The sequence below is a fragment of the Paenibacillus sp. VMFN-D1 genome (assembly GCF_003386155.1).
GTDB lineage: Bacteria > Bacillota > Bacilli > Paenibacillales > Paenibacillaceae > Paenibacillus_AQ > Paenibacillus_AQ favisporus.
In genome coordinates this window covers 259,260-273,021 of record NZ_QRDU01000006.1, presented here as the reverse complement: position 1 = coordinate 273,021, position 13,762 = coordinate 259,260, and the positions used below count along the sequence as shown (strand labels likewise).

The 13,762-nt window shown below is 57.6% G+C and carries 14 protein-coding genes; 4 read left to right on the top strand and 10 right to left on the bottom strand.

What is annotated here, in order from left to right; translation table 11 throughout:
• The first annotated feature begins 86 nt into the window (after positions 1-86).
• Positions 87-881: an archaetidylserine decarboxylase gene (gene asd, locus C7820_RS29890; protein WP_116234144.1), complete on the top strand. Its 795-nt coding sequence runs from the start codon at positions 87-89 to the stop codon at positions 879-881.
• Between the two features lie 18 nt (positions 882-899).
• Here the strand turns inward: asd and C7820_RS29885 are convergent, their stop codons facing one another.
• From C7820_RS29885 to pdxR, 5 genes are all read right to left on the bottom strand, one after another.
• A complete protein-coding gene (locus C7820_RS29885) occupies positions 900-1,757 on the bottom strand; it encodes an SDR family oxidoreductase (RefSeq protein WP_116234143.1) in 858 nt (285 codons plus the stop codon).
• Between the two features lie 24 nt (positions 1,758-1,781).
• Complete coding sequence (locus C7820_RS29880) at positions 1,782-2,777, bottom strand: phosphotransferase enzyme family protein (RefSeq protein WP_181909236.1); 996 nt, start codon at positions 2,775-2,777, stop codon at positions 1,782-1,784.
• Positions 2,778-3,010: 233 nt separating this feature from the next.
• Complete coding sequence (locus C7820_RS33965; protein ID WP_258875576.1) at positions 3,011-3,133, bottom strand: hypothetical protein; 123 nt, start codon at positions 3,131-3,133, stop codon at positions 3,011-3,013.
• Positions 3,134-3,224: 91 nt separating this feature from the next.
• Complete coding sequence (locus C7820_RS29875) at positions 3,225-4,010, bottom strand: AraC family transcriptional regulator (RefSeq protein ID WP_076174099.1); 786 nt, start codon at positions 4,008-4,010, stop codon at positions 3,225-3,227.
• Positions 4,011-4,199: 189 nt separating this feature from the next.
• On the bottom strand, positions 4,200-5,663 hold the full coding sequence (gene pdxR, locus C7820_RS29870) for a MocR-like pyridoxine biosynthesis transcription factor PdxR (RefSeq protein ID WP_116234141.1): 1,464 nt from the start codon (positions 5,661-5,663) through the stop codon (positions 4,200-4,202).
• A gap of 208 nt (positions 5,664-5,871) precedes the next feature.
• Here pdxR and C7820_RS29865 point away from each other — a divergent pair, with 208 nt between their 5' ends.
• The 3 genes from C7820_RS29865 (at position 5,872) to C7820_RS33960 (ending at position 8,261) form a co-directional block, all read left to right on the top strand.
• Positions 5,872-6,525, top strand: a complete 654-nt coding sequence (locus tag C7820_RS29865; protein WP_116234140.1) for a pyridoxamine 5'-phosphate oxidase family protein — start codon at positions 5,872-5,874, stop codon at positions 6,523-6,525.
• A gap of 165 nt (positions 6,526-6,690) precedes the next feature.
• Complete coding sequence (locus tag C7820_RS29860; protein WP_116234139.1) at positions 6,691-7,992, top strand: aminotransferase class I/II-fold pyridoxal phosphate-dependent enzyme; 1,302 nt, start codon at positions 6,691-6,693, stop codon at positions 7,990-7,992.
• 140 nt (positions 7,993-8,132) lie between these two features.
• Entirely contained in the window at positions 8,133-8,261 is a 129-nt protein-coding gene (locus C7820_RS33960; protein ID WP_208629380.1) for a YjcZ family sporulation protein, read from the top strand.
• A gap of 109 nt (positions 8,262-8,370) precedes the next feature.
• Here the strand turns inward: C7820_RS33960 and C7820_RS29855 are convergent, their stop codons facing one another.
• The 5 genes from C7820_RS29855 to C7820_RS29835 form a co-directional block, all read right to left on the bottom strand.
• Positions 8,371-9,591 carry an ABC transporter permease gene (locus C7820_RS29855; protein WP_116234257.1) on the bottom strand — a complete coding sequence of 407 codons (1,221 nt, stop codon included), beginning with the start codon at positions 9,589-9,591 and terminating at the stop codon, positions 8,371-8,373.
• A 3-nt stretch (positions 9,592-9,594) separates the two neighbouring features.
• Positions 9,595-10,341: an ABC transporter ATP-binding protein gene (locus C7820_RS29850; protein ID WP_076174092.1), complete on the bottom strand. Its 747-nt coding sequence runs from the start codon at positions 10,339-10,341 to the stop codon at positions 9,595-9,597.
• Between the two features lie 91 nt (positions 10,342-10,432).
• Positions 10,433-11,896, bottom strand: coding sequence for a DEAD/DEAH box helicase (locus tag C7820_RS29845; protein ID WP_116234138.1), 1,464 nt, complete (start codon positions 11,894-11,896; stop codon positions 10,433-10,435).
• A gap of 163 nt (positions 11,897-12,059) precedes the next feature.
• Positions 12,060-12,833, bottom strand: a complete 774-nt coding sequence (locus C7820_RS29840) for an SDR family NAD(P)-dependent oxidoreductase (protein WP_116234137.1) — start codon at positions 12,831-12,833, stop codon at positions 12,060-12,062.
• 194 nt (positions 12,834-13,027) lie between these two features.
• Positions 13,028-13,486, bottom strand: coding sequence for a chemotaxis protein CheX (locus C7820_RS29835; protein ID WP_076174086.1), 459 nt, complete (start codon positions 13,484-13,486; stop codon positions 13,028-13,030).
• Positions 13,487-13,762: the final 276 nt, after the last annotated feature.

Sequence of the window (13,762 nt, the reverse complement as noted above, 5' to 3'; positions counted from 1 at the left end):
CCAGCATTTGTTGCATATTGATTTGATAGCCGTTCTATGTCAATATATTCAGAGTGCTACAGGCACGTATGGAAGGGAGATTAGGCATGACAAAGAAATTACTGCGGCTCATGACAGAGCTCTCCTCGCGAAAGTGGCTCTCTTCCATGATGGGACGCTTCTCGCACAGCCGGCTCAGCAGAGGGGTCATCCCTACTTTTATCAAAAGCTATCAGATCCCAGCGCATGAAGCGGAGAAAGAAATCTATGAATACCGCACACTCAACGAATTTTTTTCACGGCGGCTGAAGCCCGGCATGCGTCCCGTTCACGAAGGCGAGCACGTACTCACGAGCCCCGTCGACGCCAAGATCACCGCAATGGGTGAAATCACCTCAGGCACGATTCTGAACGTGAAAGGGCAGGATTATTCGGTGGCGGAGCTGCTTAATTTCTCTCCCCACCTGGAGTTATATAAACATGGCTATGTCTTTGTGCTGTACCTCAGCCCTACCGACTACCACCGGATCCACTCTCCAATCACAGGCGTGAAGGTGGAGAGCGAGCATATCAAGGGACGATGCTACCCGGTCAATGATTTTGGCATGACCCAGATGAAATCCGTGCTGTGCCGCAATGAGAGGCTGATTACGTATATCAAGGGAGCCCTGGGAGAGGTCGCGGTCGTCAAAGTCGGCGCCATGAATGTCAGCAGCATCCGCTACGACGACGAAACCGCCAATTCCTGGCGTAACGGCGATCCGCTCGCCTATTTTGAGTTCGGTTCGACCGTCGTGCTGCTGATCCAGGACGGCGCGTTCACCCCGCGGACAGACCTCCGGACCGGAGATCATGTCCGCATGGGTCAGCTGCTCGGTCAGCTGCACCCGAAGAAAGGCTGAACCGGAAGCGAATCCGGCTCAGCCTTTTTTGCTTAGGAGCGCGACCATAATCCGCTGAAACCACCGGCCCGGAAGCAGCTGCTTGGCCTTCATCGTCCAGCGGGTGCCGGCAGGCAGCGCATAGCGGAATGCCGGCTTGTTCATACTTGCGATTCTTGCGATCAGCCGGGCCACATCGGCCGGATCGCCGCGCTGGCCGGCGTTGTCACGGGAAAAGGCCATCACCTGGTTCAGCATCCGCTCGTAGGGTGACCGTTCGGCGGCGCTCATCTGCGCAAATCCTTTGTCCCATATGGCCGTCCCGTACGAGCCCGGCTCCACCACCACGACATCGACGCCGAATGGCCGCATTTCCAGGGCAAGGCATTCGCTGAAGCCCTCTACAGCAAACTTCGACGAGACGTAGGGGCCAAAACCGGGAAATCCGACAGCCCCGCTGACGCTGCTGATCTGAATGATTGTTCCCTGGTGGGCCTCCCTCATCGCGGGAAGAACGGCCTGGGTGACCGCAACCATCCCGAAGAAATTCGTTTCCAGCTGCGCCTTCCACACGTCCATCGGAATCTCCTCGATCATTCCTCCGTATGCGGTGCCTGCATTGTTCACAAGCACGTCAATGCGTCCGTGGGATTTCAGGATGCCCGATACCGCCTCAAGCACCTGTCTCCCGTCCGTCACATCTAGCCTAACCACGTGAATATGCTGTCTGACCCCCGCCGTCTGCGCAGCGTCCATCAGGTCCCTGCTCGCTTCCGGCCTTCGCATGCCGGCAAAAACCGTGTATCCGGAGGCAGCCAGCTCCACGCTGGCCAGCAGCCCGAAGCCGCTGGAACCGCCCGTGACCAGCGCGACCGGCCGCTCATCATGTCCTCCCAATTGTGCTCCACTCCCGTTCAGATGTTATTTCGCCGGAAACAGAAACGGCTCTTCCGCCAAGTAGCTGCGGATCGCGGACAGAATATACCCCTTCTGTTCCTTCAGCGACGGAATTTCCTGCGGATTGCCGGCGTGAAACGCCTGATTCTCCAGGACCGCCTGCAGGAAAAAGGTTTCCAGCATGGACACGCTCTCCTTCGGAAGAAGTCGCATGCTTTCGTACCCGTCCAGCAGCATGCTCCGCTGTGCTGGGTACAGACCGATCAGCGCCTGCGCCAAATCGTATGCATAATAACCGAACCCGCACCGGCCAAAATCGATAGGGCAAGGTTCCCCGTCCTTGAATACAACGTTCCCTTCGTGGAGATCTGCATGGATCATACCGTATCGGGAAGGGCCCGGAGGCCATGCGGCGATCCGCCCTTTGATTAGGTCTGCCGCCTGTACATAAAGCTCCCATTCATCGGAACTCAGAAAGGCGCGGTGCCGCCGTTCCAGCCGCTGCATATCTTCTGTCAGGCTCGCAGCCCCCCATTCGGGTCTGACGAACCCTTCCGGCGGAACAAAGCTCTGTGCAGCCTGATGGAGCCTGGCCATAAGCACACCCATCCGGTACACCTGCCTGTCATCGAGACCGCCCTCCGCCTGCTCCCCTTCGATCCACCGCAGCAGCGTCACCGGCCAGCCCTGGCTCCGGTCCGCCTCGCAGATCGCCACGGTATTCCCTTCCTGGTCCGCTACGCCTTCCGGAACCGGCAGGCCTTGGGAAGAAAGCCAATTCAGCCACATCATTTCCGATCGGATGGCCGGTACGTCGGCCGACACCGGATGGATCCGCAGCAAAAATTTGCCGCCGGACCGCGCGCTCACCCGGTACGTAATATGGTCTGAAATTTGAATAAATTCCGCTTGCTCCTCCTTAATCCCAAACTTCTCCAGGGCGGACATCAGCACCTGCTCTGCCTGAACCAGCAGAAGGCGCAGGCTGTCCTCCGAATTTGCTCCGAATGCTTCATTCATTTCGCTATCCTCCATCCTCTGCTTAACACCTTGCTCCCACAGCATACCATAAGCCGGCAGGCCGGGGGAGAGCGCAACCGCGAACCGCATTCTCCGCGTAACCGGTACTATAGACCATTCCAATCTGATGATGCGCGCACAAAAAAGCAGCGGCGGGCTGGCATCCCGCGCTGCTCTTAGACATCATTTATATCATGTGTGATGAAGTTCATAAAAAAGGTTAACGAGTGGGGTTAAAACCATACGTCGCTCATGATGCTGACCGGTCTGAACCGGCGCATCCGGTTACGGCCTTTCCCCCGCGCCGCCGCAGCTGCGGCATACCCGTCACGCCTGCGAATCCGCCGTCTGCTCATCCGATGCTTTCCTCCCTTCGTTTATTCGGTGCATTTGCAAGCTTGAAGCTTATTACCCGAAAGGGGAAGACCGCGAAACAGCAGGAAACAATTACCGGATTTCGGACGGATTCTTGCCCGTATACTGTTTGAATTGCCGGCTGAAGAAAAAAATGTCGCGGTATCCGAGCGCATCGGCCACCTCCGTGACGTTCATGCCGGCATGCAGGAGCAGATGCTGCGCCCGGTCGATTCGCGTCCGGATAATGTAGGATTGGACGGGTGAGCCGATCAGCTCCTTGAATTTGATCGAGAAATACCGCGGCGACAACCCGGCGCGGGCCGCCAAATCTTCGACCCGGTGCGGTAAGCCGGGATGCTGCTGAATGTAATTGGCGATCTCGTGGATCACCTCGGTCAGCTGGTTGCTGACCTTCTTCTCCTCCGGCTGCTGCCGGTCGTGCCGGAGCAGATGGATCATCAGCTGCTTCAGGATGAGCTGCCCCTCTTCCTGGGCGGCGAAGGTGTTCACAAGAAACAGCCTGACGTAACGGGCAAGCATGTATTCAAAGTCAACGGTTTCCGTCAGCTTCCGGTACGGCAGCGGAATATCCGTCACAGGCTCGGACACCCGAAAGTGGCTGTAAGTCAGAACGAGCGGCTTCTGCGGGTTGTGCGTAGCGCTCGTGTGGTCGCCGGGCCTGAACAGGAAGCAGCTCCCCTTGCCGACCTCATACGGTTCGTCATTCCGGATGACGGTCCCCTCCCCGCTCCATACATAAAATAAATCGTAATTTTCCAGCGCCTTCTCGCGCTTCTGCCATTTCCAGCCGGGCTCGCACACAATTTTGGCGAGGGACGGCAATATTTCAAAAGATGACGGCGATGCGTGCAGCATGTCGTCATTCCCCCCTATATCATAGACTCATATCTTTCCTCCCTATGATACTATTTCGGCGCGGTTTTTGCACATCCGGCCCATATCCCCTGAACTTCCGCCGGTTTTACCACCACTGTAGGCCTGTCCAAAATCGCGCCTTCTCCCAATGCTCACAGCACAGTCAATAACCGCAAGTGCCTGCTTCGCCTACCCGTTCATACGATGACGGATATCCTCCCATGCCGCGGCCAGCCGGTCAACCCCCTCCTCCAGCTGCCGTTCATCCCATCGGGCATAGCTGAAAAAGGCGGCCGGCGGGCCCGGCTGGATCCTGTAGCCGGACGCGTCCCTGAACGTTACGCCACGAGCCGCTGCTGCGGCTGTAAAGGCTGCAAAAGCTTCCGGCGGTTGCAGCCAATAAGCATACACATGCAGGCCGGAATCCCCCGGCATCAGCGAGAACAGATGCCCTGCCTTCTCCCGCATCCGGGAGCAAAAATGGCGGTGGCGGGCACCATAGATCCGCGTCAGCCGGCGGAGATGCCGGCCATAATCCCCGCGGGCCATAAACCGGGCAAGCGCCCGCTGCTCAAGCAGCCCTGTCGTCAGCGGCTCGTACAGCGTTTTGGCCCGCAGCACCGCATCCACGAGCGATTGGGGGACGATGGCGTAACCCAGGCGCAGCCCGGCAAACATCGTCTTCGAGAAGGAGCCGATATAAATGACCCGCTCCCGCGTATCCAGCGTCTTCAGCGGCTCGATCGGCCTGCCGCCGAAGCGGAACTCGCTGTCGTAATCGTCCTCCAGGATGACCGCCTGATGCCGCTCCGCCCAGTCCAGCAGCTGCCGGCGCCGCTCCAGCGTCAGGACGGCGCCGGTCGGGTACTGGCGGCTCGGCGTCACCAGTACAAGGCGGGCGTCCCAATCGGACAGACGGATACCGTGGACATCGACCTCAGCCGGAATCACTTCCGCTCCGCAGGCAGCCGCCGCCCGGATGATGCCCGAATAGCACGGATCTTCAAGCACGGCCGCCTCGCCTTCATTCAGCAGCAGCTGAAAAAGCAGGGTAATGCCCTGCATCGATCCGCTGAAGAGCACGATTTGCTCCGGATCGGTATGAATTCCCCGCGTGACGCGCAGATGGGCGGCAAGAGCCTGCCGCAGGCCAAGGTCCCCGGCGGGATCAGCCCCGCGCTGCATATCCTCTCCGCCCCGGCCTCCTGCATAGGTCATGGCGCTGCGCCACTCCGCATAGGGAAACAGCTCCATGCTCATCCCGCCTCCCCCCAAGTCGATGCCGGCGGGAGCCTTCGCGCCGCCGGATCCCGGGATTGGCGGGAGCTCAAGCAGCCGCTCTCCCCAGCGGGATAGGGCAAGCGGGGCGGCTGCCAGATCCCCCCCTGCGGTTGGCGCAGGTCCCGCTTGAGCCACGAAGGTCCCCCGGCCCACTTCGCTGTGGACATAGCCTTCCGACACCAGCATATCGTAGCCTAAGGCGGCCGATCCTCTCGACAAGCCGTATTGATCCGCCAGCTCGCGGGTCGAAGGCAGCTTCGTTCCCCCAGGCAGCCTCCCCTCCATGATGGCGTCCCTCAAAGCGTGATACAGCGCAAGGTACTTGTAGCGGTGTTTCTCAATATAAGTTTCCAGATGCAGGGATATCTCCATGCCGTCCTCCCCTCCATTGCTGTGGAAAAACCAGATTCAACAAACTATTTTTCCTCCCTTGACCGCTTATCGTCTCAGCCGCCAGCAAAATGGACTATAAAAAATACTCTAAATTGGACCTTTTTCCTTGTCAATATTCCCGTTATGCTGTTGTCACCGCAGCGATAACCGCCGATCGGCAAGCGATGCATCAAGGAGGAGAAAACCAATGAGAAGAAATGAATTTGAAGTGACGCGTCAGGAAGAAATCGAGGCGTTTTTGTCGGAGATGAGCTTCGGCTTCCTGGGAACCATCGGAGAAGACGGACATCCGCGGGTGACTCCGATTAACTATGTGTATCATCAAGGCATGTTCTACATGCATGGCAGCCGTTTCGGCGAAAAAATGGACCACCTCGCCGCCAATCCCGCGGTGAGCTTCAGTGTCGCGGAGGAATATGCGATCATTCCTTCCTACTTTACCGACCCGCTGATGGCCTGCCCCGCCACTTCGTATTTCAAGAGCGTGACCGCATCGGGACGGGTCGAAATCGTACAGGACCTGGAAGAGAAAGCAGCCGCCTTTACCCTGTTTATGAACAAGCTCCAGCCCGAAGGCGGATACGCCCCCATTGACGCCGCCAACCCCAAATACGCTTCCAGACTGCGCGGGGTCGCCGTTCTGCGGATCGTACCCGACCGAATCACTGCGAAGTTCAAGTTTGGGCAAAACTTGACCGAGGACAAAAGGGAACAGGTGCTGCAGGGTCTGGACGCCAGAGGCCGCAGCAAGGATCGGGAGACGATGGAGCTGATTCGCAGCAGCGCTTGCCCTCATATGCAGCAAACCTTGGCCTCGGATCCCTATTCCGAAGAAGAGTAAAGCAGCATGGCTCACAAAGCGCCTTAGAGAGCCTTTTTCACAGCGCAACCATCCTTTTCCTTTTTCCGTGACGGCTCTCATCACAGGTGATATAATGTTAGGCAGTTAAAATGGCATATACCTTGCAAAAGCCTATCATTACACCGATTTGGAAGGATGGAAACCATGTTAAACCCACTCGCTGCACAGTTGAACGAAAGTTTGAAAGCCGGCAACGCGCATGTGTATGAAATGTTGTCCAAGCTCGGCCAGGAAATCTATTTTCCGAAGGAAGGCATCCTGAGCCAATCTGCGGAAGCGACCAGCCATGCCAAAAAATATAACGCAACGATCGGCATTGCGACCGAACAGGGCATCCCGATGCATCTGGCTGCTATCCAGGAGAAGCTGTCCGCATTCGCGCCGAAGGACCTGTACCCATACGCACCGCCCGCAGGCAAACCCGATTTGCGCGCTGCCTGGCTGGCGAAAATGATCGAAGAAAACCCGTCGCTCGCGGGCAAAACGGTCAGCAACCCGATTGTGACGAACGCCCTGACCCACGGGCTTAGTATCGTGGCCGATCTGTTCGTGGACGAAGGGGACGCCGTGATTTATCCGGACAAAAACTGGGAGAACTACGAGCTGACCTTCGGGATCCGCCGCCATGGCGAACTGGTCAATTATCCGCTGTTCACCGGGGACATGACCTTCAACAGTGACGGACTTCGCGAAGCCCTGCTGGCCCAGAAGGACAAAGGCAAAGCCGTCGTGCTGCTCAACTTCCCGAACAATCCGACGGGATATACTCCGGGTCCGGGGGAAGGCGAAGCGATCGTCGCTGCCATCAAGGAAGCTGCCGAAGCCGGCATCAATGTCGTGGCGGTTACGGACGACGCTTATTTCGGCCTTTTCTTTGAGGACTCCATCAAAGAGTCGCTGTTCGGCAAATTGGCGGATATCCATCCGCGCGTGCTTGCCGTTAAAGTCGACGGTGCCACCAAAGAGGAGTTCGTCTGGGGATTCCGGGTCGGCTTCATCACCTACGCATCCCAAGATACCAACGTGCTCGCCGCCCTCGAGCAAAAGACACTTGGCATCATTCGCGCGACGATTTCCAGCGGCCCCCATCCTTCCCAGACCTTCGTGCTGGACGCGTTGAAGTCGCCTGATTTCGCGGCTCAGAAGGAAGAGAAGTTCCACATCATGAAAGGCCGCGCCAACAAAGTGAAATCGCTGCTGGACAGCGGCAAGTACGGTGATGTGTGGGAGTACTATCCGTTTAATTCCGGATATTTCATGTGCCTGAAGCTGAAAGGCGTGTCGGCCGAGGAGCTGCGCAGCCACTTGATCCACCAATACGGAGTCGGCACCATCGCCCTCGGCGAGCATGACCTGCGCATCGCGTTCTCCTGCATCGACGAGGAATATCTCGAAGATCTGTTCGATTTGATCTATCAGGGCGTCCAGGATTTGCAGCGGAAATAAGCACGGAAGTACCGATTATCGGGCAACCATCAACAACCTATTTTTTTGGGAAAGAACGGGTGATTGCCCAAGCACAGCAGCCCCCCTAGACATAGGATACGGTGTAACGAAAAACAAACCACTGTAAAGGGGAATGCACAATGAGCGAAGAAGTAAGAGGCGGATATGGATACGGATACGGACATTGCCACGGATTGTTTGGCAACACAGGCGCCATCCTGGTTCTCTTCATCCTCTTGGTTATCATCACTCGTTCTTTCTGGTTATAATCGAAAAAGTAAACAGGCAAACCGCATTCAAACAGACTGCCGAGCTCTCGGCAGTTTGGACGGATGCACAAAAAGACCGGGAGCCTATTCCCGGTCTTTTTTCACTTGTCTATTCATCGTCATCGTCGTCACTCTTGCCCTTCCGGGACTGAAAATAACGGAACAGCACGCTGATCACGACCCCGCCAAGCAGCGTCAGCAGCATCGGTCCAATTCGGCCGCTCCCCGCACCCAGCATGGGCAGCCAGATCAATACAGCTACAACCAGCTGAATTTGAAACGCAAGGTTAACGGCGTTCTGCTTGCGTGATGCAGGCGGCACCGGATAAATGTGCAGCCAGAAGGATTCCTGGTGGTAGCGCAGCAGCGAGGACAGCTGCACGCCGATCACGAATACGAAAAACAGGTAAATCCCGCTGCCGAGCAGCCCTTGACGGGTCCACCATACGAGGAGCGCTGCGAGGATGCCTGCCCGGATCACGATGCTGAATACATCACTGCGGACAAAGCTCTTCGAAATTAAATAGCGGTACGCTGCCTCCGGCTTCCAGGGAACCCGGTTCCCCGCCCAGGACATCCACCTGCGCGGATAGACGCGCTGCTGCCTGCCTGGAACGTTGACGAACCAACCGAGGATCTGCATAACGCGGGCGCTGTGCGTTTTCTCCACGGCAATCAGCCGCTCCCAGGCCACCAAGTGCTTGGCCGGAATGCGCAGGGCGGCGATATAGGTCAGCGCCAGCAGCACGATAAACAGAAGGCTCCGCCACTCCGGCTGCCACAGCCAGGCGGCAACCGCAAGAATCAGCACGACGTAACGCAGCAGACGGTAACCTGCCGATGCCCGACGGGAAACCATCCGCAGCTCCTTCCAGCAGCCGTAGGAAGCCAGAATCTTCAAGGCAAACAGGAGGAGCAGGAACGGCCAGAAGGACTTGGGATCCGCATCACTGCGTACATACAGCGGCCAGGACAGGATGAAGACCAGGGCAAGGCCGATAAGTTTATAAACGACGCCGCTGGTCCAGCCTGCCTTGAAATAGTCGTTCATCCTTGACTCCTGAGGCAGCAGAAACACCGTGTCCGCCGGCTGCAGGTACGTCCGGAAGCTGCTGTTTACCGTCAGCGGCACGAACAGGATCAGCATAATCCAGCGAATCGGCAGCCCGGCTGGAATATGCTGAACGAGCGACGTGTACCACGCCGCAAATGCAATCAGCATAAACAGCAGCAGCACGGCCACACCGCTTTGGATCACGTAGCCGAGATAAGGGGTGACCTCCCCCCAGAAGCGGCCGCGCCGCTCCATCCGAAGTTTTTTCAAGTCCATCATTCAATCCCTGCCCTGCACGAGAGTATAGAACAGCTCCTCCAGCGGCAGTCCCGGTCTGCCAGCCTGCGCGGCGATGTCCTCCAGCGTCCCCTGCGCGATCACGCGCCCCTGGTGGAGAACGATAAAGCGGTCGCAGTAATTCTCGATCGTCGATAAAATATGGGAACTCAGCAGGATCGACGACCCGCCTTCTTTGAGCTCGACCATAAAATCAAGAAGGGAGCGGATGCCGAGCGGATCCAGGCCAAGGAACGGCTCGTCGATGATGTACAGGGAAGGCCGGGCCACGAACGCGCACATGATCATGACCTTCTGCCGCATCCCCTTGGATAAGTGCGTGGACAAGCTGTCCATCTTGTCCTGCATCCGGAAGATACGTGACAACCGGTCCGCCCGCTCTTCGTAGTCCTGGCGGTCAACGCCGTACGCTCTTGCGGTAAACTCCAAATGCTCCCTGACGGTCATCTCGTCATAGAGCAGCGGAGATTCCGGAACGAAGGCGAGCGCCCCGTGGTAGGTCCCGGCGTCTTCCTCCCGCTTCTTGCCCTTCACGCGGATGTCACCCTTTTGCGGATGCATTAATCCGAGAATATGCTTCATTGTCGTGCTTTTGCCGGCCCCGTTCAATCCGATCAGGCCGACCATCTCGCCGGACCCGACCTGAAACGAAATATCGTGCAGCACCGGGCGGTTCAGGCTGTAACCACCGATGAGGCCTTGAATATCCAGCACAGCCGTATCACTCATCAACACTTCACCTCATTCAATTCCCGGGCGGAACAGCCAGGGGCGCGTCCGCACGGGAGAATCCATCCGTACTTGCCTCCCCGCTCGCCGATTAAGGCCGGGGAGGTTTATTTTTCAACCATTTCGGGGCGCCCTTGTTCTTGCGGATACGCTCCCGTTCGCTTTGGCTCTGGCGGGCCGCCGGTTTGCCGCCCTTGAAAGGCTCACCACCCTGCCGGGTCGTTTCCCGGCCGTCGCGGCGTCCGCCGCCTTCCCGCGGTTCGCCCGGGCTGGATGAGCCGCGGACGCTCCCCTTGGCCGGCTTCGAATCGCCTTGCCGGCTGCCGCGCACTTCCGCCATGCCGGCTTGGCTACCGGATGGCCGAACCTGGCGCTGATGGGGCTGGCCTGACGGCTCCCCCTTCCGGGCCGCAAACTGCTCCGGCGACAGCACTTTGCCGGCGTACAGCACGCGCGGCTCGAGAGAGATGCCGAGCTCTCCTGCAAACTTCCGCATAATAAAGGTCTGGCGGTCCGTCACAATCGTGATGACACGCCCGCTGCGCCCCATCCGGCCCGTCCGTCCGGCACGGTGCACATAGTGCTCGGCGTCAGGCGCCGGGTCGAAGTTGATGACGAGCTCAAGCCCTTCGATATCAAGTCCGCGCGCCGCCACATCGCTTGCCACGAGCACTTTGAACCTGCCGTGGCGGAAGCCGCCCAGCACCCGGCTGCGCGCCAGTTTGTCCGCGTCTCCGTACAATCCCTCGGCCGCGATGCCCAAATGGTTCAGCTTCGCCTCCACCTCGGCGATCGATTCGGTCTGATTGACGAAGACGATCGCCCGCTGCGGGTCGTACTGGCGGATAAGGCGCCGCAGCATGTCGACCCGGTCGCGTTCCTCGGTGACGACATACAAATGCTCCAGCCCCGGCGCGGTCGTCTGGTCCGGGTCGATGCCGATTTCGACCGGGCTGCGCATTTCCCGTTTGACCAGCGCCGCCGTGCTCTCGCTGACCGTGGCCGACAGGAATACCAGCTGCCGGTCACGCAGTGCGCTGCTCAATATCCGGTCGACGTCGCCGGCGCCGCCGAGCTGAAATACCTGGTCGACCTCGTCCACCACGATGGTCGAGACGTGATGCATCTTCAGCTTGCGCATCTCGATCAGCTCGCGGACTCTGCCGGGAGTTCCGACCACAAGCTCGGGATGCAGCCGCAGCTTCTCCACCTGGCGCTTGACCGCGGCCCCGCCGATCAGCCCAAGCACACCGATGCCGCGGGCTTCTCCGTATTTTTCGCCTTCGCGTACAATCTGCATCGCCAGTTCCTGAGTCGGCGCAAGAATAAGCTTCTGGGTCGCCTTCAGCTCCGGATCGATGGTCTGCAGTACCGGCAGAAGGTAGGCCAGCGTTTTGCCGGTTCCCGTCTGCGAGCGGGCGAGCACATCCGCGCCGCGCAGCACGGCAGGAATGGCCTGCGCCTGGACCGGCGAAGGCTCCGTTATGCCGTACTCGGCCAGCTTGTCTATCCATACTCGGTCAATACCTGTTGCTTCAAAAGAAGTCGGGTTCATGAAATCGTTCATCCTTTATGTTTTAAGTCATTCTTTATCATTATATGCCAAAAGCGCCATCCCACCAAATGCAAGTATCGGACTCACCGCAAAATTCTGCGGGCGTAAAAAATAAGCCGGCCCCATATGGGAGCTGGCTTATTTATAGAGATCAGAAGGCGTATCACTTCCGGTTCATGATCCGGTAGGTCAGCCGGTCCGCCAGTCTAGGAAACATCTGATACAGGCGCATGGCGACCGCCGCTTTCCCCGGCAGGTTCATTTCTTCCTTCCCGGTATGCATCACCTTGACGATTTTGCGGGCTACATGTTCCGGCGTCATCATCAGCCATTTCACGTTGCTGACATATCCACCCGACGGGTCTGCAATGTCAAAAAACGGCGTATCGATCGGACCTGGATTGATCGTCGACACCCGTATGCCCGATTCCCGCAGCTCCTGCCGGAGAGCGTTGCTGAAGCCGAGAACGGCATGCTTCGTGGCCGTGTACGCCGTGGATTTGGCCGTTCCGATTTTCCCCGCCATCGACGCCACATTGATGATATGTCCCGCTTTGCGCTGGAGCATTGACGGCAGCACCGCCTTGGTGCACCGGACCGTGCCCATATAGTTGACGTCCATCATCTGTCCGAACTCCCGGGCAGGCATGTCCGTAATCGTCTCAAACTTGCCGTAGCCCGCATTGTTCAGCAAAATGTCAATATGGCCGTACTTATGTATAATGTCTTGCATCGTGGTGCTCACCTGGTCCTCCCGGGTCACATCCATGGCCCGCAGTTCGAAGGATCCCGTCATGCCCTCAGCTGCTTCCTGCAGGCGCTGCTCCGACCTGGCGGTCAGCACCGTCACCGCGCCTTCCGCTGCGGCCAGCTTCGCCGTCAAGGCCCCGATCCCGCTCGACGCCCCGGTGATCACGACGACTTTGTCCTTTAACATGGCTTCTCGTCCTCCTATAGGCAAACAAGCCGGAACACCTCGAATCAGCGCAGCAGCGCCGTCCAGAGATTGTTCCCGCCATTTCCCACTTCTGTAGGATAACGTCGCCCGCATGCTCACAGCGGACCAGCATCATGCCCAGGGATCAGCAAACGTAACGCTTGTGCTTCCTGCCGTTATTCCTTGCTGATATTTTAAGATATCATGACCTGAATATCCAGTTCGCCGATTCCGTCCATGAGCAGCGGAATGCTGAGCGCCTTTTGCGGAAGGAACGACTCAATGTGCTCGCTCTTCATCACTCTCGGAGGCGTAATGTCGACCGTGACCCCTTGGTTGGACAAAATCGTGCTGGCATTGCCGCTGATCATATTACCAAGTTCGGAGATGGCGCTCTGGCCCATTTCGTCCATTTCCGTCAGAATGTAACCGCCCATCATCACGGACACCATCCGCAGCGCTACATGCTCTTGAATTCCGAACACGATGTTGCCGGTAAGCTGTCCTGTCATCCCGATTTGAATCCAGATGTGATCCTCGATGATCTCCATATTCTTCACCCCGAGGCTGCCTGTAGAAGGGGTAACCTGAATCACTTGTTCAATGACGGTCCGGGCGGACTCCAGAAAAGGATTAATGACTTCAGCCTTCATATGTAATTACTGCCCCTTTCACAACGGGTTGGGACATGTCCCAAAAGTCCCATTACCATTGGAATAATTATACTTTAAACCCTGGAATAAATCACGAAAAATTCATGAAACGTCTTCAATCCAGGGTATAAATACCCTTATATATCCGCCGGCTTTCCTATTTAAGAAAGAAAACCGGGATGATTCCCTTTATCTATATCGGTACTTCCGGAGCAATTTTGAAGACCGTGGCGAATTTTGTAGATTGCTTTTTCCAAAAATAAACGAATCACCGGC

What these genes read in the sequence shown, in the direction of transcription:
- asd (WP_116234144.1), top strand. Translation starts at nt 87, where the DNA reads ATGACAAAGAAATTACTGCGGCTCATGACAGAGCTCTCCTCGCGAAAG.
- C7820_RS29880 (WP_181909236.1), bottom strand. Translation starts at nt 2,777, where the DNA reads ATGAATGAAGCATTCGGAGCAAATTCGGAGGACAGCCTGCGCCTTCTG.
- C7820_RS33965 (WP_258875576.1), bottom strand. Translation starts at nt 3,133, where the DNA reads ATGAGCAGACGGCGGATTCGCAGGCGTGACGGGTATGCCGCAGCTGCG.
- C7820_RS29875 (WP_076174099.1), bottom strand. Translation starts at nt 4,010, where the DNA reads ATGCTGCACGCATCGCCGTCATCTTTTGAAATATTGCCGTCCCTCGCC.
- pdxR (WP_116234141.1), bottom strand. Translation starts at nt 5,663, where the DNA reads ATGGAGATATCCCTGCATCTGGAAACTTATATTGAGAAACACCGCTAC.
- C7820_RS29865 (WP_116234140.1), top strand. Translation starts at nt 5,872, where the DNA reads ATGAGAAGAAATGAATTTGAAGTGACGCGTCAGGAAGAAATCGAGGCG.
- C7820_RS29860 (WP_116234139.1), top strand. Translation starts at nt 6,691, where the DNA reads ATGTTAAACCCACTCGCTGCACAGTTGAACGAAAGTTTGAAAGCCGGC.
- C7820_RS33960 (WP_208629380.1), top strand. Translation starts at nt 8,133, where the DNA reads ATGAGCGAAGAAGTAAGAGGCGGATATGGATACGGATACGGACATTGC.
- C7820_RS29855 (WP_116234257.1), bottom strand. Translation starts at nt 9,591, where the DNA reads ATGGACTTGAAAAAACTTCGGATGGAGCGGCGCGGCCGCTTCTGGGGG.
- C7820_RS29850 (WP_076174092.1), bottom strand. Translation starts at nt 10,341, where the DNA reads ATGAGTGATACGGCTGTGCTGGATATTCAAGGCCTCATCGGTGGTTAC.
- C7820_RS29845 (WP_116234138.1), bottom strand. Translation starts at nt 11,896, where the DNA reads ATGAACCCGACTTCTTTTGAAGCAACAGGTATTGACCGAGTATGGATA.
- C7820_RS29840 (WP_116234137.1), bottom strand. Translation starts at nt 12,833, where the DNA reads ATGTTAAAGGACAAAGTCGTCGTGATCACCGGGGCGTCGAGCGGGATC.
- C7820_RS29835 (WP_076174086.1), bottom strand. Translation starts at nt 13,486, where the DNA reads ATGAAGGCTGAAGTCATTAATCCTTTTCTGGAGTCCGCCCGGACCGTC.